This window comes from Aliidongia dinghuensis, from assembly GCF_014643535.1.
Lineage (GTDB): Bacteria > Pseudomonadota > Alphaproteobacteria > ATCC43930 > CGMCC-115725 > Aliidongia > Aliidongia dinghuensis.
On sequence record NZ_BMJQ01000020.1, the window covers coordinates 39,003 to 56,405 of the forward strand.

Sequence of the window (17,403 nt, forward strand, 5' to 3'; positions counted from 1 at the left end):
GCCAAATCATTACAGGAACGAATGATCGGCTCGTTCGCTGCTTGCCTTGGTGAAGGAAATCCAGATGCCCGCGTCCGCACACGTGGCGCCCGATGAAATCCGGGATTTGTTCTCTCGCGCCCTGTCGGAAATGTACCGCGCCGAGGTGCCGCAGTACGGCGCGCTCCTGGATCTCGTGGCACAGGTGAACGCCGGCGCGCTCGCCGAAGACCCGGCGCTGCGGTCGGCGCTGGCGTGCCGCGGCGAGCTCGATCGCTTGAGCGTCGAACGCCATGGCGCCATCCGGCTCGGAACCGCGGCGGAGCTCTTCACCATCCGCCGGCTGTTCGCGGTCATGGGCATGCATCCGGTCGGCTACTATGATCTATCCGTCGCCGGCGTGCCGGTGCACTCGACCGCCTTCCGCCCGGTCGAGGACGCGGCGCTCGGCCGCAATCCGTTCCGCGTCTTCACCTCGGTCCTGCGCCTCGAGCTGATCGAGGATGCGGCGCTCAGGGCCGAAGTCGCGCGCATCCTGTCGGCGCGCCGGATCTTTACACCCCGTGCGCTCGCGCTCACCCAGGGGGCAGAGACGGCCGGCGGCCTCGACCACGCCCAAGCGGAAGAATTCGTGCGCGAGGCGCTCGAGACCTTCCGCTGGCACCGGGACGCGACCGTCACGTTGTCGACCTACAAGGCGCTCCATGACGCCCACCGGCTGGTCGCAGACATTGCGAGCTTCAAAGGACCGCACATCAACCATCTGACCCCGCGGACGCTCGATATCGACGCGGTCCAGGCCGGAATGCCGAAGCATGGCATCGCCCCGAAGGCCGTCATCGAAGGGCCGCCGCGGCGGAAATGCGCGATCCTGTTGCGCCAGACCAGTTTCAAGGCGCTGGACGAGCCGATCGTCTTCAAGGCCGAGGAACATGGATCTGGCGACGGCACGCACACGGCGCGTTTCGGCGAGATCGAGCAGCGCGGCGTCGCGCTGACGCGCAAGGGCCGCAAGCTCTACGACACGCTGCTCGCGACCGCACGACGTGATGCCCAATCCATGGCGAGCGACTATGACACCGTGCTGGCCGAGGCGTTCCAGGCGTTCCCGGACAACTGGCGGGACCTGCGGGAACAGGGGCTGGCCTTCTTCCGCTACTCCCCGACCGAGGCCGGGCTCGCGGCGGCCGCTTCAGGCCAGATGCTGGCGCCCACGGTCGACGGCCTCGTCGCGCAAGGCTATCTGCGGTTCGATCCCATCATCTACGAGGACTTCCTGCCGGTGAGCGCCGCGGGGATCTTCCAGTCCAATCTCGGCACGGACGAACAGCGGAACTACAGGGCGCGCTCGAACCGCGAGGCGTTCGAGGACGCCCTCGGCGCGAAGGTTCACGACGAGCTCGAGCTTTACGCGCAGGCCGAGGCGCTCTCCCTTCACCAGGCCTGGGCGCAGCTCGGCATCGGGCACGGTTCTTCGCTGAACCGGCACGGCATGATCCCGACGGCCCACTGAGCCGTCCTTCACCATGAGGACTCCGACTATGTCCGCAATCCACGCCGAGCGCGCAGCATCGGGCGCGCCGTTCTCCCTCGTCTCCGAGGCCTCCGCTCTCTTGAGCAATCTGGGTGTCGCGAGCGCCCGCTATACCGGCGGCACGCTCAAGGCCCGCTCGCCCATCACCGGCGAGACGATCGCGACGGTCGTCGAGGTCGGCGAGGCCGAGGCCAGGCGCGCCATCGACGAGGCGCATGCGGCGTTCCTCAAATGGCGCCTGGTGCCGGCGCCGAAGCGCGGCGAGCTCGTGCGCCTGCTGGGCGACGAACTGCGGGCACACAAGCAGGCACTCGGCCGGCTCGTGTCGATCGAGGTCGGCAAGAGCCTCTCGGAGGGCTTGGGCGAGGTCCAGGAGATGATCGACATCTGCGACTACGCCGTCGGCCTGTCGCGCCAGCTCTATGGGCTCACGATCGCGACTGAACGCAGCGAGCACCGCATGATGGAAACCTGGCATCCCCTGGGTGTCACCGGCATCATCTCCGCCTTCAACTTCCCCGTCGCCGTCTGGTCGTGGAATGCGGCGCTCGCCCTCGTCTGCGGCAACGCGATCGTGTGGAAGCCATCGGAGAAGACGCCGCTGACGGCGCTCGCGACCGAAGCGCTGTTCGACCGGGCGCTCGCGCGCTTCAAGCAAGAAGGCGGGACCGCCCCCGATGGCCTGTCGGCCGTCCTCATTGCCGGTCGTTCTGTCGGCCAACTGCTCGTCGGCCATCCCAAGGTGCCGCTCGTCTCCGCCACCGGGTCGACCGCGATGGGGCGTGCCGTCGGCCCGCGGCTGGCCCAGCGCTTTGCGCGCGCCATCCTCGAACTCGGCGGCAACAACGCGGCGATCGTCACGCCCACGGCGGATCTCGAGCTGACGCTCCGCGGCGTGGCCTTCGCCGCCATGGGCACCGCCGGCCAGCGCTGCACGACGCTGCGCCGTCTCTTCGTCCATGAGAGCGTCTATGACAGCCTGGTGCCGCGGCTGAAGCAGGCCTACACGTCCGTCACGGTCGGCAACCCGCTCGAGGCGGGCAACCTGGTCGGGCCGCTGATCGACCAGGCCGCCTTCGCCGCCATGCAGACGGCGCTTGGCGCGGCGAAGGAGGCCGGTGCGTCCGTGCTTGGCGGCGAGCGCATCGGCGTCGGCGCGATGGATGAGGCCTATTACGTCCGCCCGGCGCTCGTCGAGATCGCAGAGCAAGCCGGTCCCGTGATGCAGGAGACGTTCGCGCCGATCCTCTATGTCATGCGCTACAGCGATTTCGACGCGGTGCTCGACCTGCACAATGCCGTGCCGCAGGGCCTGTCCTCGTCGATTTTCACCAATGACCTGCGCGAGGCCGAGGCGTTCCTCTCCGCGCGCGGCTCCGACTGCGGCATCGCCAACGTGAATATCGGGCCGTCGGGTGCCGAGATCGGCGGCGCGTTCGGTGGGGAAAAGGAGACGGGCGGCGGCCGCGAATCCGGCTCCGACGCCTGGAAGGCCTACATGCGCCGGGCGACGAACACGATCAACTATGGCCGGACGCTGCCGCTCGCCCAGGGCGTCAAGTTCGACGTGGCATGAGAGGGAAGCCACGAGCGAGCGCCGTGCCACGCCTTCCAGGCGCGGCACGACCTCGTGGCCTCCGCCCTCAACCGGATCAACGGCATCCGCTGCCCTGTGCCTGAGGGGGCGTTCAGCCGTCCGCCTCCTTGGACACATCCTTCAGCCACTGGATGAATTGTTCCACGCCTGCTTTTTTCCGGCGACGCCTCGGAACGACGACGAAGTAGGCGTTGCGCGTGCTTATCGACGCGTTGGTAAGTCGAACCAGGCGATTTTGCGCCAACAGGTCCTCGACAAGGCGCTTCCATCCGAGCGCGATGCCCTCGCCACTGAGGGCGACATGGATAGCCTCCGTATAGAAGCTGCAATGCATGCCCCGCGGCCGCTGCGGGGCCTCGACCGAAAACGCCGCAAGCCATTCGTTCCATCCGGTCCAGGTCGGATCGGTGACGTCATAGGTGATGAGGGGGTAGCGGATCAGTTCCTCAGGCGTCTCGACCTTGCCAACCTCGCGAGCAAACTCCGGGCTGCAGATCGGAAAGATCTCGTCGTCGAATAGAAACTCGGCCACGCCATCGGGCCAGACGCCGCTGCCGAACCTGATGGTCAGGTCCGCGTCCCCGCTGTCGATGTTGACCGCCATATCCTGGCTCACGATCCGCAGCTTGATCTGCGGATGCAGGCGCGAAAACCTGGATATCCGCGGCAGCAGCCAGAACTGGGTGAAGGCCACGGTCGCCGAAATCGTGACTTCGTCCCCGGACGAGCCCTTCGCGATTTCGGCGACCGTGTCGGCGATCTGATTGAACGCGTTCGAGGTGGAGGAAGCGAGCAGCTTGCCGCTCTCCGTCAGCTCGACCCTGCGATGAAGGCGCCGGAACAAGGGGGAGCCGAGGATCTCTTCGAGCGCGTGGATCTGCCGGCTGATGGCCGCCTGGGTAATGCCTAGTTCATGCGCAGCATTGGTGAAGCTGGCCAGGCGAGCTGCCGCTTCAAACGCGGTGAGCGCCGTCAGGGGCGGCAGCTTCCGTCTCAGGCTTGCCAAGAGGCGGCGTCCTTCTGTTCCAAGCACGTCGTGCGAGGATTGACATTACACCAAATTATGTCAAGGCGGCACATTTGTGGCGTTGAGCAGGGAGCGCTTGAGGCTCAATGATCTTGTGACAATCGATGAGGCAAATGATGTCCCAGGTCGCTTCGCCCTCCATTTCCGCCCTGCTCGACGCCCGTTTGGCCGGTCATTCGCTGCCGCAGGGTCTCTATACGCGCCCGGATGTGTTCGAAGCCGATCTTGACGTGCTGTTCCGCAAGCACTGGATCTATGTCGGCCTGGAGTGCGACGTGCCCGAGCCGGGCGATGCGAGCGTGGTCGAGCTCGGAACGTCCAGCATCATTCTGCTGCGCGATGACGACGGCCAGATCCGGGTCGTGCACAACGTCTGCCGGCACCGCGGATCCCGGCTGCTGCCGCCCGGACCGTCGGTCGTATCGAAGCTCGTCTGCCCTTACCACCAGTGGACCTACGAGTTGAACGGCGAGCTCGTGCACGCGCCGCACATGGGCATCGACTTCGACAAAAGCTGCCGGAACCTGAAGCCGGTCACCTTCAGGTCGATCGGCGGCTTGATCTACGTATGCCTCTCCGACAATCCGCCGGACGACATCGATCGCCTGGTCGAGGTGATGGAACGGCGCCTCGCCCCCTACGACATCCGCAATACCAAGATCGCGTTCCAGACCGAGGTCATCGAACAGGGCAATTGGAAGCTGACGCTCGAGAATAATCGGGAGTGCTACCATTGCTCGTCGAACCACCCTGAACTTTGCGTGTCGTTCATCGACCTTGATTTCGGCTACGATCCGCAAAGCTTGAGCGAGGAAGACCGGGCAGATGCCGAAAGGCATCAGGCGCTTTATGCCGAGCGCACCGAGCGCTGGGAGGCCGAAGGCTACCCATCCGCCGCGGTCGAGCAATTGGTCGACTGCGCCACCAATTTCCGCACGCAGCGGCTGATCATCGCCGGCAACGGTGAGTCCCAGACGCCGGACGCGACGGCGGCTTCGGCGAAGTTGCTGGGCTCGATGACGCGCAAGGATCTCGGCGACACCCACCTCTGGGGCCACAATTGCTGGAACCACTTCATGGGCGACCACGCGGTGACATCGCTGGTCATTCCGCTGTCGGCCGACCGGACGCTGGTCCGCACCAAGTGGCTGGTCCACAAGGACGCCGTCGAAGGCGTCGACTACGATCTTGAGAAGCTGACGAACGTCTGGATCGCCACGACCGACCAGGATTCCGAGCTGGTCGCGAGATCGCACGCCGGCATTACGGACCCCGCCTATGAGCCGGGGTGCTACTCGGCCTTCACGGAGGGGCATCTCGACAAGTTCTCGACCTGGTACATCGAGCGGATGCGCGCCCATGGCTATTGATGATCATCGGCCGGTCGACGCAACACGGCTGAAGGAGAACTGGGATCCGGAGCTCGACGATCGGCTATTGTGCGTCGACATCCACCAGGAGACGCACGACGTGAAGACGTTCACGTTCGTCTCCCCGGCCGGCAAGCATTTCGACTTCCACGCCGGTCAATACTTCCTGTTCGACCTTGACCTTGGCGACGCGGTGGAGAGCCGGTGCTACAGCATCTCCTCTTCGCCCCATCGCAAGAACGCGATCTCGATCACGGTCAAGCGCGTGGCCGGCGGCAGGATCTCCAACTGGCTGCACGACACTCTCACGCCGAACGCCACGGTGCAGGCGAAGGGGCCGCTCGGCGCTTTCCTCCGGCCGAGCGGCGCCGGCCGAAAATTTCTGTTCCTGTCCGGCGGTTCGGGCATAACGCCCGTGATGTCGATCGCGCGCGACCTGGCCGACCTGGCCGAGCCCGCCGACGTGGTGTTCGTCCATGCGGCGCGGTCGCCGCGCGACATCATCTTCCGGGACGAGCTCGCGCTGCTGGCGAACCGGGTCAAGGGATTTCGCCTGTTCCTGCTGCCGGAAGACATCGTCGGCGAACGGTCCTGGCCGGGGCTCTCGGGCCGGATCTCGAAATCGTACGTCTCCCTTGCGGTTCCCGACGTCGCCGAACGGATCGTCATGTGCTGCGGACCGGCACCGTTCATGAAGGCCGCGCGCGACATCGTCGCGGAATTAGGCGTGCCGGCAGCGAATTATCTTCAGGAGAGCTTCGACGAGCCGCCGCTCGAGGACGCCCCCATCAAGGATGATGGGGGGCCGGAGACGCAATCGTTCCGGGTCGATTTCGCGAAGCAGGCCCGCACGATCGAGGTCCCCGCCGGGCAGACCGTGCTCTCCCACGCGAAACGGCAGGGGATCAGACTTCCGTCGTCCTGCGCGAACGGGCTGTGCGGCACGTGCAAGTCAAAGCTGGTCAGCGGCACCGTCGATATGCACCACAACGGCGGCATACGGCAGCGGGAAATCGATGCCGGATGGTTCCTGCCCTGCTGCTCGAAACCCTTGAGCGACCTGGTAGTCGACCGGTAGCAGCCGCGTGCCCGTCATAAACCGCGCTCGGCGCCGGACGCCCTAGCCGCCGATCCGTTGGATAAGGTCACGCTTCGTTCCTCATTTGATGAGGCGCGGATCGGGAACGAGCCCGCCCTTTTTGATCTCGCCGAAAACGAAATGCGTTTCCCAACCGCCGATTCCCGGCAATTCCGATAGTTTTTCACGCACGAATTGCTCGTAAGTGTCGAGCGAGATGCTGAAGACCTGAAGGATATAATCCTGTGCGCCGGACATCAGGTAGCAGGCCGTAATTTCCTCTGTGCGCCGCACGGCTTCCTCGAAAAGCGTCATCGAATTCTTCTGCGAAGCCAGGCGGACCGTAATGAAAGCCATGATCGGCATGCCGAGCGCGCGGTGGCTGATGCGCGCTGAATAGCCGTCGATGATGCCTGAAGCTTCGAGCATCCGCACGCGCCGATGGCATGGCGACGGCGAAAGGTTGACCTTTTCGCTCAGCTCCTGATTGGTCAGGCGGCCATCGGCCTGCAAGGCTCGAATGATCTTGGAATCTATTCCATCCATTTCTGTTATCCTTAGCAAACCCTGCTAATGATAACAGAAATTGGCTCAAACATTGGCAAGTTTTGCAGCCATTTTGTTGATATATACCAGCCGCTTCTTTGGTGCCTAACGGCACAACGCATCAGGCAGAGGGCGGCAACCAATGGTCCATGATTTCGATCGCAAGATCGATCGACGCACGACGAATGCCCTGGCTATCGAGGGCTATCAGGCTTACCTGTTCGGCGCGGATGCGCCGAGCGAGGTTCGCGAAGATCTCGTCTCCATGTGGGTCGCCGACATGCAGTTCGCCGCCCCGCCTTCGGCGATAGAGGCGATGGCCGCGCGGCTGGAGCATCCGATCTTCGGCTACACGATGAATTTCGACGATGCGCTCTTCAATGCGTTCGGCGCATGGTGCGCCCGGCGCTATGACTGGGTCATCAGGCGCGAAGAGATGGAGCTGTCGCTCGGGGTGATTCCAGCGCTGTTCGACCTCATCGATTGCGCCTGTGCGCCCGACGAGAAAGTGCTAACCCTCACCCCCGCCTACGGCTATTTCAGACGCGCGGCCGACCATCACGGGCGTGAGTTCGTGACCTCGAAGCTCTTGAGGGACGGGGTCGACGTCCGCGTCGATTTCGCGGATTTCGAGGCGAAGGCTCGCGATCCCAAGGTACGCCTGTTCTTCCTGTGCCATCCGCACAACCCGACCGGCCGCATCTGGGGCGAGGACGAACTGCGGCGAATGGGCGAGATCTGCCTCGCCAACGATGTCTTGATCGTTTCGGACGAGATCCATTGTGATCTGCTGCGCAGCGGGCTGCGCCATGTGCCGATCGCGAAGCTTTTCCCGGGCGCGAAGGGGATCGTTACCTGCATGGCCGCGAGCAAGACGTTCAATCTCGCGGGAATGATGATGGCAACGATCATCATTCCTGACCCCGATCTGCGCGCGATTTGGCGCAAGCGCCACTATCCCCTGGTCAGTCCGATGGGGCTTGCTGCCGCGACCGGCGCCTATCGCGGCGGCGGCGAATGGCTCGATCAGCTGCGTCTCTATCTCGACGAAAACTTCTCGCTGCTCTCGCGGGTCCTGGCCGAGCGCCTGCCCCGCGCCCGTTTCCGGATTCCGGGAGCGACCTATCTCGCCTGGGTCGATCTGTCCGCCTACTTCCCGGCTGAAATAAATCTCACGCGCCTTTTCCTCGACGAGGCCGGCGTGATCCTCGAAGGCGGCGAGATGTTCATCGAGAATGGCGAAGGCATGGTTCGCCTCAATCTGGCCTGTCCTCGCGCCGAGCTGAAAGTTGCGCTCGACAGGATCTGCACGGCGGTCGCGTCGAAATATACCGGCTCTCCCGAAGAGCCGACCGATGAACCGTTGGCACCCCTGCGGCTCGACCGAAGCGTGCTCGACATGGCTTGACCGTCGGCTGCACCCTCAAGGCCGCGTGACGACGGCGCCGGCAAGCTGGCGCAGATTGACGGTCCCCACGGCTTCGCCTGACGGGCTGACGACCGCTACGTCCGTGACGGGCTCGTAGGCTGCCACACGGATGGCGTCCTCGAGCGTCGTGCCGCATGCGATACTCGCGCCGTTGGGCCGGTAGCCGGGCTCAACCGGCGACATGACGGCATCGACGCGGATGACGCGGCCGCGGTTCACCTCCTTGACGAAGTTGGCGATATAGTCGTCGGCCGGGTTCAGGACGATGTCCTGGCTGGTGCCCTGCTGGATGACCTCGCCGTCGCGCAGGATGGCGATCTTGTCCCCGAGCCTCAGCGCCTCGTCGAGGTCGTGCGTGATGAAGACGATGGTCTTCCTGATCTCCTTCTGGAGGCCGAGGAGAACCTGCTGCATGTCCATGCGGATCAACGGATCGAGCGCCGAGAAGGCCTCGTCCATCAACAGGATCGGCGCATCGTTGGCGAGAGCCCGCGCCAGGCCGACGCGCTGCTGCATGCCGCCGGACAGCTGGTTCGGATAGCTGCGCTCGAAGCCGGTGAGGCCGACCCGCTCGATCCAGTGCATGGCCGCCTCGACCTGCTTGGCGCGCGGCACGCCCTGCATTTCGAGGCCGTAGACGGCGTTGTCCAGCACATTGCGGTGGGGCAGCAGCGCAAACTTCTGGAACACCATGGCCGTCTTGTGGCGGCGGAACTCGCGCAACTCGCGCGGCCCCATCTTCACGACATCCTCCCCGCCGATCAGGACCTCGCCGGCCGTCGGGTCGATGAGCCGATTGATATGGCGGATCAGTGTCGACTTGCCCGAGCCGGACAGGCCCATGATGACCTGAATGTCCCCCGCCGCCATGGAGATGTTGATGTTGCGCAGGCCAAGCACGTGGCCATGGCGCTGGAGCATCTCAGTTTTCGACATGCCCTGCTCGGCGAGTGCCACCATGCCCCGGGCGTCGGGCCCGAAGATCTTCGAGAGATGCCTGATCTCGATACCATGGTGATTAGTGCGTCCGTCAACCATGGACGACCTCCCGGTGCTTCTGGAGCCGGCGGCCGTAGGCCTGGCTCACGCGATCGAAGATGATGGCGATGCCGACGATGGCGAGGCCGTTGAAGACACCGAGCGTGAAGTACTGGTTGGCGATGGCCTTCAGCACCGGTTGTCCCAGTCCCTGGACGCCGATCATCGAGGCAACCACGACCATCGCGAGCGCCATCATGATCGTCTGGTTGATCCCCGCCATGATCGTGGGCAGGGCGAGCGGCAGCTGGACGTTCAGAAGCTTCTGCCAGCTCGAGGAGCCAAAGGCGTCGGAAGCCTCGAGGATGTCTCTGTCGACCAGACGGATGCCGAGGTTCGTCAACCGGATCATCGGCGGCACGGCATAGATCACGACGGCGATCAGGCCTGGGACCTTGCCGATGCCGAGCAGCATGACGACCGGTATCAGATAGACGAAGCTCGGCATGGTCTGCATGACGTCGAGGATCGGATTGACGAGCTTCTGAAAGCGGTCGGACCGGGACATCAGGATGCCGATCGGCAGGCCCAACACGATCGACAGCACGGTGCAGACGAAGATCATCGAGATCGTCCGCATCGTGTCGTCCCACATGTCGAAGAAGCCGATGGTCAGCAACGTGATGAGGCACCCCAGCACCACCTTCAGGCTTCGGCTCGCCAGCCACGCGATCGCGAGGATGATGAGCGTAATGATCGGCCAGGGCGTCTGCGTCATGAACTGGTCGGCCAGTATCAGGAACTTCTGCAATGGCGAAAAGAAGCCGTCGATTGCATCGCCATTTGCGCGCGTGAACGCGCGGAACCCTGCGTCGATCATCTTCTTCAGATTGCGAAGAGCGTCGTCGTCCATATGCGGAAACTTGAAAAACCAGTCCATGCCGCGCCCCTGTTGAGAGAAGCCGACCCATCCGCAATTATTTTATTTTTTTGCTGTCGCGGCGCGTTTCCGGCGCGCCGCGACTTGGATTGGGTCAGAGTGCCGCTTTGATCTTCTTTGCCGCGTCCGGGGAAACCCATTTCGCCCAGATGTCGGGATTTTCCTTGAAGAAGTGTTTGGCACCTTCTTCGCCGCTCGCCTGATTGTCCGTCATCCAGGACATCAGCGCGTTGACGGTGGCATTGCTCCAGGCCCGCTTCTTCAGGTAGTCCATGACCGACGGGTTGACGCGCTCCGAGAAGGTCTTGGAAACCAGCGTATAGACATGGTCGACGGGCCAGGCATTCGGCTTCGGATCCGGGCAGCTGGCGACGGTGTTGCAGCGCTTCCACTCGGCAGCGTCGTGGGGCACGCCGGCGTCAAGTTTCACCATCGGATATTTGCCGAGCAGTGCCGTCGGCGACCAGTAGTATCCGACCCAGGCCTGCTTGCGTTCGTAGGCCTTCGCAATGGAGCCGTCGAGGCCGGCGGCGGAGCCCGTATCGACCAGGTCGAAGCCGGCGTTCTCGGCGGCGAAGGCCTTGTACAATTGTGCCGTCACCACGGTCCCGCCCCAGCCCTGCGGGCCGTTGAAGATGGCGCCCTTGCCGGCGTGTTCGGGATCCGGGAAAAGCTCCGGGTGCTTCAGCACGTCGCCGATCGTCTTCAGATCCGGATGTGCGTCGGCGACATATTTGGGGATCCACCAGCCTTGGACACCGCCGTCAGGCAGGGCTGTCGCGGCCGTGACCAGCTTGCCTTCGTCCATGCCGTGCTTGACGACGTCCGGCAGCAGGTCGATCCAAGCCTCGGGTGCGACATCAGGCTGGCCCTTCTCGGCCATGGAGGTAATCGTCGGCACGGTATCGCCGATGGTGACTTCGGCATCGCAGCCGTAGCCGTTGCTGAGGACGAACTTGTCGATGGCCGACAGGACTTCGGCACTTTGCCAATTCATGCTGGCGATTGTGACGTGACCACAGTCAGCGGCATGAGCGGCGGATGTACCGACCAGGAATGCGGACGCCAGACAAGTCGACGCAATTAGTCGCTTCATTCTAACTCTCCCTGTTGGGCTAACTCTCCCTGTTGGGCGGCATATTCTGCTTGGGCTGGGCACCGCCATTGCCAGCTTCGAGCGGTCGGTCAGGAGCTGTGCCCCAAAACCACCGATTTCTTGAGTGCCGCGGCAAGGCCTGCGGACACAGCCGCGTCGAAGCCGCCGGTTCGCATCGCTTCAATGGCGGCCGCGGTCGTTCCCCTGTAGTCGACAAAGCGGCCGACCGTTTCGGCGGGCTCCTCGCCGATTTGCTCGAAGAGATGCCCGGCCCCGATCACGATGGCGGTGACGCCTCGCCGGGCGACATCGGGGCTGATGCCGTGCGCGACGGCATCTTCGATCATGGCTGCGGCAAGGAGAGCCGGAAACGCGGGGCCCGAACCGGTGAGTCCGGTCAGATAGTCGAGATCAGCCTCATTCACGACCTCATCCTCGGTCCCGCAAGCGTCGAAGATGCTGCGCACGATGGAGCGGTCGTGGCCGCTCACGCCAACCGAAGCAACCCACGGCGTATAGGATTTTCCGACTTCGGCTGCCGCGTTCGGCAAGGCGCGAACGACACGGTTCGCCTTGAATTGCTCGGACAATTGCCCGAGCCGGATGCCGGCCATGACGGATATGACGAGCCTATCGCCGGCAACGACGGCCAGGGCCGGCCAGTCGGCCGGGCGCACCGAAACGATGACCACGTCCGAGCGGTCGACAAGCTCCTGATTGTCCCCTGTCCAGACGGCGCCTGGGAAACGCGCCGGCGGATCTCGCCGATAGGACAGCGTAAGCTGTTGCGGCGACGTGAGTTTTGCATTGAGGATCGACCGGACGATGGCACCGCCGAGCCATCCGCCTCCACCGATCACGCCGATCCGCAATGCGCCGTTCATCGCCGGAATCCTCGTCACTCAATCCTCGTCACTGCGGCGAATAGCCGTGTCTCGCAAAGAAGCGATCCAGCTCTCTTTGCTGCGGCGCCTGGCCCGTAAAAATCGCGACATATTCCGGAATCCGCTTCATGCGGACCGCGATATCTTCCTTGGCCTGCATCGTGATGTAGCCGATCTGGATAAGATAGGTCGTGCGTGCGCGGGCATCGGCCGACACAGCATTTTGGCCAAAGCGCACGAACATCTTGGTCAAGGCATCGAGCCTTATACGGTCCGCCTGCTGTACTTCGGACAGGATGTCTTGAGACTGCAGCGCCCAGCTCCGCACCGCGAACTCCAGCGGGGAATCGAATAATCTCCGATCGAGCCAGCAATCGAACAAATTGAGCATCGCCTCCGCGATGGTCTCGGCATAGGCCTCCGTTTGCTTGACGATATTTCCCGTATTCTTTTCTCGCCAGCGCGTGATCAGCGCTTGGAGAAGCGCCTCTCTATCCTCGAAGAACCAGTAGAAACTGGTGCGCGACAGATTCAGCTTCTTGGCGAGTGGCTGAATTTTCACGGCTTCAACGCCGGATTCGAGTAGCGACTCGTAGGCGGCCTCGAGCCAGACCTCTGGCGAGCCGCGCCAACCGCTATCGTTCAATGCTTGTTCCATAGGCTCTCCTACCAGATTACGAATGTCTGCACCAGAAAAATGTACACACATGTACTTTAGTAGTACGCACATGTCGTTGACATTGACACGTGTGTACATTTTCGATTAACCATCAGAGAAAATCCCCCGCTTGGAATCCGGCCGATGTCGAACGACCCCCTTCTGCAGCCTTTCCAACTCAAGCACCTGACGCTGCGCAACCGCATCATCGTGACCTCGCATGAGCCGGCCTATCCCGAGGACGGCATGCCCAAGGCGCGCTATCGGGCCTACCATGTGGAGAGGGCCAAGGGCGGCGTCGCAATGACGATGACGGCGGGCTCGGCCGCCGTTTCGAAGGACAGCCCTCCGGTGTTCAACAACCTGCTCGTCTACAAGGACGAGGTTGTTCCCTGGATCAAGGATCTGACGGACGCCGTGCACGAGCAGGGTGCGGCGGTGATGATCCAGCTCACGCATCTCGGCCGCCGGACACGCTGGGACAAGGCGTTCTGGCTTCCGGTCGTCTCGCCCTCCCATAACCGGGAGGCCGCCCACCGCTCTTTCCCGAAGAAGCTGGAAGACTGGGATATCGAGCGGATCATCAAGGACTATGCCGATGCGGCCGAGCGCATGAAAGCCGGCGGCATGGACGGCATCGAGCTGCAGGCCTACGGCCATCTGATGGACCAGTTCTGGTCTCCGCTGACGAACGAGCTCGATGGCCCTTACGGCGGCTCTCTCGATAACCGGCTGCGCTTCACCTTCGACGTGCTGAAGGAAATCCGCCGGCGTGTCGGCCCCGACTACATCGTGGGCGTCCGCTATACGGGCGATGAGACCCTGGAGGGCGGCCTCACCAAAGAGGACGGCATCGAAATCTCGAAGCGCCTCAAGGCGAGCGGCCTCGTCGACTTCCTGAATGTCGTCCGGGGGCACATCGATACGGATGCCGGCCTGACGGATGTCATTCCGATCCAGGGCATGGCCAATTCGCCGCATCTCGACTTCGCCGGCGAAATTCGCGCCGCCACCAACTTCCCGACTTTCCATGCCGCCAAGATCCCGGATGTCGCGACAGCGCGCCATGCGATCGCCGCCGGCAAAGTCGACATGGTGGGCATGACGCGCGCCCATATGACCGACCCGCACATCGTCCGGAAGATCATCGAAAAGCGCGAGGATGACATTCGGCCCTGCGTCGGGGCGAACTATTGCCTCGACCGCATCTACCAGGGCGGCTCGGCCTATTGCATCCACAACGCCGCGACCGGCCGCGAACTCACCATGCCGCACACGATCCCGAAGGCGGACGTGCGCAAGAAGGTCGTGATCGTCGGCGCTGGCCCCGCCGGCCTCGAGGCCGCGCGCGTCGCGGGCGAGCGCGGCCACGAGGTCGTCGTTTTCGAGGCGGCGGCCAACCCGGGCGGCCAAATCCGCCTTACCGCCCAAAATCATCGGCGTCGGGAGATGATCAGCATCATCGACTGGCGCATGGGCCAGTGCGAGAAGCTCGGCGTCGCCTTCCGTTTCAACACCTGGGCGGATGCCGCGACCGTCCAGGCGGAGAACCCGGACGTCGTGATCGTGGCTACGGGCGGGCTTCCCCATACCGAGGTCCTGACGCAGGGGAATGACCTCGTTGTCTCCTCCTGGGACATCATTTCCGGCGATGTGAAGCCGGGCAGCAACGTGCTCATTTTCGACGATGCCGGGGACCATGCCGGCCTCCAGGCGGCCGAGGTCATCGCCAACGCAGGTTCGAGAGTTGAAATCATGACGCCTGACCGGTCGTTTGCGCCGGAAGTCATGGCGATGAATCTCGTCCCCTACATGCGTTCCCTGCAGAAGCTCGATGTGACCTTCACCGTCACCTTCCGGCTCGGCGCCGTCGAAAAGAACGGCAACCAGCTGATCGCCCATGTCGGCAGCGACTACGGCGGTGTCGCAAAACAACGGCTTGTGGACCAGGTGGTCATCAACCACGGCACCATACCGCTGGACGAGCTCTACTTCGACCTGAAGCCGGCTTCGAGCAACCTCGGGGAGCTGTCGCACGATCATCTCATCGCCGGCGAGGCGCAGTCCGTCGTGCGCAACCCGGATGGCAAGTTCCAGCTGTTCCGCATCGGCGACGCGGTCGCCGCTCGAAACACGCATGCCGCGATCTACGACGCGCTGCGCCTGTTGAAGGACATCTAGCCGCCCCGCTCCTGAACTCGGGAATCGTGCCATGATCCATCGAAGCGAGGGCCTGCAACGGCTCGTCGATGCGGCGTTCAATGGGTTTGATCTCTGCGCCGGAGCCCCTGCCTCCCGCCGCTCGATCGCGAACATCTTCTCGGCGCTCGAAACGCCGGCTGCCGAGGCTACAGGCCAAGAAGGGCGCCTCCCTGTTTGCTCCTACCTTGATCAAGCCCTTGAGGTACGCACCTCCAATCCCGTTCTGCTGGACCTCGTCGCGGCATTCAGAGCCGTCGAGCCGTCGCTGCGATGGCGCCGGCGAGCCTCGAATGCGACCGCGAGCGAAAATTTTCCCGACGGACATGGGAACGCGATGATCCTTGGGCCCGGGGGGCTCGAGGATCGCCGGGATGCCTGGCTGGGCGTGACGCTCATGGCGCCCTGCGTTCGCTACCCCGATCACGATCATGCGCCGGAAGAGACCTATCTCGTCTTGTCGGAGGGCGAATTCCGGCACGGCGACAGCTCGTGGTTTGCGCCGGGTATCGGCGGCTCGTTCTTCAACCCGCCAGGCATCAGACACGCGATGCGATCGGGCGATCGCCCCTTGTTTGCATTCTGGGCGCTGTGGGCCGGCAGCCCGGCTTGACGATCATCGAATGGCGGCCGCCGGCCCGCGATGCGGGGAACGACCGCGTGATCCACAGCCATCTCCGGCTGGAACGCCTGCACCACACCCAGCCGCTGTTCCATCACCCATTCCGGAAGTGCCGCCATGCTTGAGGAAACGCCCCGTCATACCAGCCGACTGCTGAACATGGCCGTGCCGATGCAGGACACGGCCCCGCGCCAGGCGGTGCCGATCGATCCCGGCATCCTGGCCCGCATGGAAAAGATCGATCAGACCGCCCTGCTCCGCTATCGGCTGCAACGGCTGCGCGCCGAGTTGCGCAAGCGCGACTATGCCGGCGCCGTCCTCTTCGACCCGATGAACCTGCGTTATGCGACCGGCACGCGCAACATGGCGGTCTGGACCGCGCACGCCCCCAGCCGCTACGCCTTCGTCGCGACCGACGGGCCGGTGATCCTGTTCGAATTCACCTCCTCGCGCCACGTCACGGATGGCTCACCGATCGTGGACGAGGTGCGGCCCTGCACGCCCTGGATCTATTTTCTCGCGGGGGCCCGCACGGAGGAAAAGGCCCATCTCTGGGCCGATGAGATCGACAGCCTGCTTCGCCAGTATGGCGGCAGCAACCGCCGCCTTGCCGTCGACCGCTGCGATCCGCTGGGCGCCATGCGGTTGCAGAGCCATGGCGTGCAGCTGTTCGATGTGCAGGAAGCGGTCGAGCAGGCGCGCATGGTGAAATCGGCAGAAGAGATCGCCTGCGTGCAGTCCGCGATCGAGGTCTGCGACCTCGCCGTCGGCCGCATGCGGCAGGCGCTGGTGCCCGGCATCACCGAAAACCAGCTCTGGTCACTGCTGCACGAGACGAATATCGCGCACGGCGGCGAATGGATCGAATGCCGCCTGCTCGCCTCCGGGCCGCGCACCAATCCCTGGTTCCAGGAATCCGGCAATCGGGTGATCGAGGCGGGCGACATCGTGGGCTTCGACACGGATCTCGTCGGCCCCTTCGGCTATCTCGCCGATATCTCCCGCAGCTGGATCTGCCCGGACCGCAAGCCGAGCGATCGGCAGAAGCGGCTCTATGATCTCGCGACTGAGCAGGTCCTGTTCAACATGGAGCTGCTGCGTCCGGGCCTGACGTTCCGCGAGTTCGCGGAGAAATCCTGGTCAGTGCCGGATGAATACGTGCCGAACCGCTACATGATGATGCTGCACGGCTGCGGCTTCGTCGATGAATACCCGTCCATCGCCTATGTCGCCGACTGGCAGGACTGGGGCTACGACGGCGTGTTCGCGGAGAACATGGTCGTCTCCGTCGAAAGCTATCTCGGCGAGGTCGGCGGCCCGGACGGGATCAAGCTCGAACAGCAGGTCGTGATCGGCGCCGAGGGTGCGCGCGTCCTTTCGAAAACGCCGCTGATCGACGCGCTCGCAACGTGATCCGTAGTCGAGAGCCGAGCCGGGTGGGCCAAGTGATCGACAAGGGCACAACC

The 17,403-nt window shown here is 63.8% G+C and carries 15 protein-coding genes; 8 read left to right on the top strand and 7 right to left on the bottom strand.

Translation table 11 applies throughout. The features are described 5' to 3' along the window. The first annotated feature begins 64 nt into the window (after positions 1-64). Positions 65-1,492, top strand: a complete 1,428-nt coding sequence (gene hglS, locus IEY58_RS28930; protein WP_189051649.1) for a 2-oxoadipate dioxygenase/decarboxylase HglS — start codon at positions 65-67, stop codon at positions 1,490-1,492. 28 nt (positions 1,493-1,520) lie between these two features. Next, entirely contained in the window at positions 1,521-3,089 is a 1,569-nt protein-coding gene (amaB, locus tag IEY58_RS28935) for an L-piperidine-6-carboxylate dehydrogenase (protein WP_189051650.1), read from the top strand. A 112-nt stretch (positions 3,090-3,201) separates the two neighbouring features. Here amaB and IEY58_RS28940 read toward each other — a convergent pair whose 3' ends face one another. Further along, positions 3,202-4,116: a LysR substrate-binding domain-containing protein gene (locus tag IEY58_RS28940; RefSeq protein ID WP_189051651.1), complete on the bottom strand. Its 915-nt coding sequence runs from the start codon at positions 4,114-4,116 to the stop codon at positions 3,202-3,204. A gap of 134 nt (positions 4,117-4,250) precedes the next feature. Between IEY58_RS28940 and IEY58_RS28945 the strand changes: the two genes are divergently transcribed. Beyond that, on the top strand, positions 4,251-5,507 hold the full coding sequence (locus tag IEY58_RS28945; RefSeq protein ID WP_189051652.1) for an aromatic ring-hydroxylating oxygenase subunit alpha: 1,257 nt from the start codon (positions 4,251-4,253) through the stop codon (positions 5,505-5,507). Next, a complete protein-coding gene (locus IEY58_RS28950; RefSeq protein WP_229744030.1) occupies positions 5,497-6,585 on the top strand; it encodes a hybrid-cluster NAD(P)-dependent oxidoreductase in 1,089 nt (362 codons plus the stop codon). The genes IEY58_RS28945 and IEY58_RS28950 overlap by 11 nt, the downstream gene beginning before the upstream one ends. An 81-nt stretch (positions 6,586-6,666) precedes the next feature. Here IEY58_RS28950 and IEY58_RS28955 read toward each other — a convergent pair whose 3' ends face one another. After that, the gene (locus IEY58_RS28955) at positions 6,667-7,131 is read right to left on the bottom strand and encodes an Lrp/AsnC family transcriptional regulator (RefSeq protein WP_189051654.1); all 465 of its coding nucleotides are present in this window, start codon (positions 7,129-7,131) and stop codon (positions 6,667-6,669) included. 142 nt (positions 7,132-7,273) lie between these two features. Between IEY58_RS28955 and IEY58_RS28960 the strand changes: the two genes are divergently transcribed. Continuing rightward, positions 7,274-8,539, top strand: coding sequence for a MalY/PatB family protein (locus IEY58_RS28960; protein WP_189051655.1), 1,266 nt, complete (start codon positions 7,274-7,276; stop codon positions 8,537-8,539). A 15-nt stretch (positions 8,540-8,554) separates the two neighbouring features. Here IEY58_RS28960 and IEY58_RS28965 read toward each other — a convergent pair whose 3' ends face one another. The 5 genes from IEY58_RS28965 to IEY58_RS28985 form a co-directional block, all read right to left on the bottom strand. Continuing rightward, positions 8,555-9,598 (bottom strand): quaternary amine ABC transporter ATP-binding protein, encoded by a 1,044-nt coding sequence (locus IEY58_RS28965; RefSeq protein ID WP_189051656.1) that lies wholly within the window; start codon positions 9,596-9,598, stop codon positions 8,555-8,557. Continuing rightward, the gene (locus IEY58_RS28970) at positions 9,591-10,478 is read right to left on the bottom strand and encodes an ABC transporter permease (protein ID WP_189051657.1); all 888 of its coding nucleotides are present in this window, start codon (positions 10,476-10,478) and stop codon (positions 9,591-9,593) included. Before IEY58_RS28970 ends, IEY58_RS28965 begins: the two co-directional genes overlap by 8 nt. Positions 10,479-10,572: 94 nt before the next feature. Next, positions 10,573-11,643 carry an ABC transporter substrate-binding protein gene (locus tag IEY58_RS28975; RefSeq protein ID WP_308422458.1) on the bottom strand — a complete coding sequence of 357 codons (1,071 nt, stop codon included), beginning with the start codon at positions 11,641-11,643 and terminating at the stop codon, positions 10,573-10,575. Between the two features lie 20 nt (positions 11,644-11,663). Further along, positions 11,664-12,458: a pyrroline-5-carboxylate reductase family protein gene (locus IEY58_RS28980; protein ID WP_189051659.1), complete on the bottom strand. Its 795-nt coding sequence runs from the start codon at positions 12,456-12,458 to the stop codon at positions 11,664-11,666. Between the two features lie 28 nt (positions 12,459-12,486). Then, entirely contained in the window at positions 12,487-13,116 is a 630-nt protein-coding gene (locus IEY58_RS28985) for a TetR/AcrR family transcriptional regulator (protein ID WP_189051660.1), read from the bottom strand. A gap of 144 nt (positions 13,117-13,260) precedes the next feature. Between IEY58_RS28985 and IEY58_RS28990 the strand changes: the two genes are divergently transcribed. From IEY58_RS28990 to IEY58_RS29000, 3 genes are all read left to right on the top strand, one after another. Further along, positions 13,261-15,297, top strand: coding sequence for an NADH:flavin oxidoreductase (locus tag IEY58_RS28990; RefSeq protein WP_189051661.1), 2,037 nt, complete (start codon positions 13,261-13,263; stop codon positions 15,295-15,297). Between the two features lie 31 nt (positions 15,298-15,328). Next, positions 15,329-15,928, top strand: a complete 600-nt coding sequence (locus tag IEY58_RS28995; RefSeq protein WP_189051662.1) for a dimethylsulfoniopropionate lyase — start codon at positions 15,329-15,331, stop codon at positions 15,926-15,928. Positions 15,929-16,054: 126 nt separating this feature from the next. After that, on the top strand, positions 16,055-17,350 hold the full coding sequence (locus IEY58_RS29000) for a M24 family metallopeptidase (protein ID WP_189051663.1): 1,296 nt from the start codon (positions 16,055-16,057) through the stop codon (positions 17,348-17,350). Positions 17,351-17,403 lie beyond the last annotated feature (53 nt).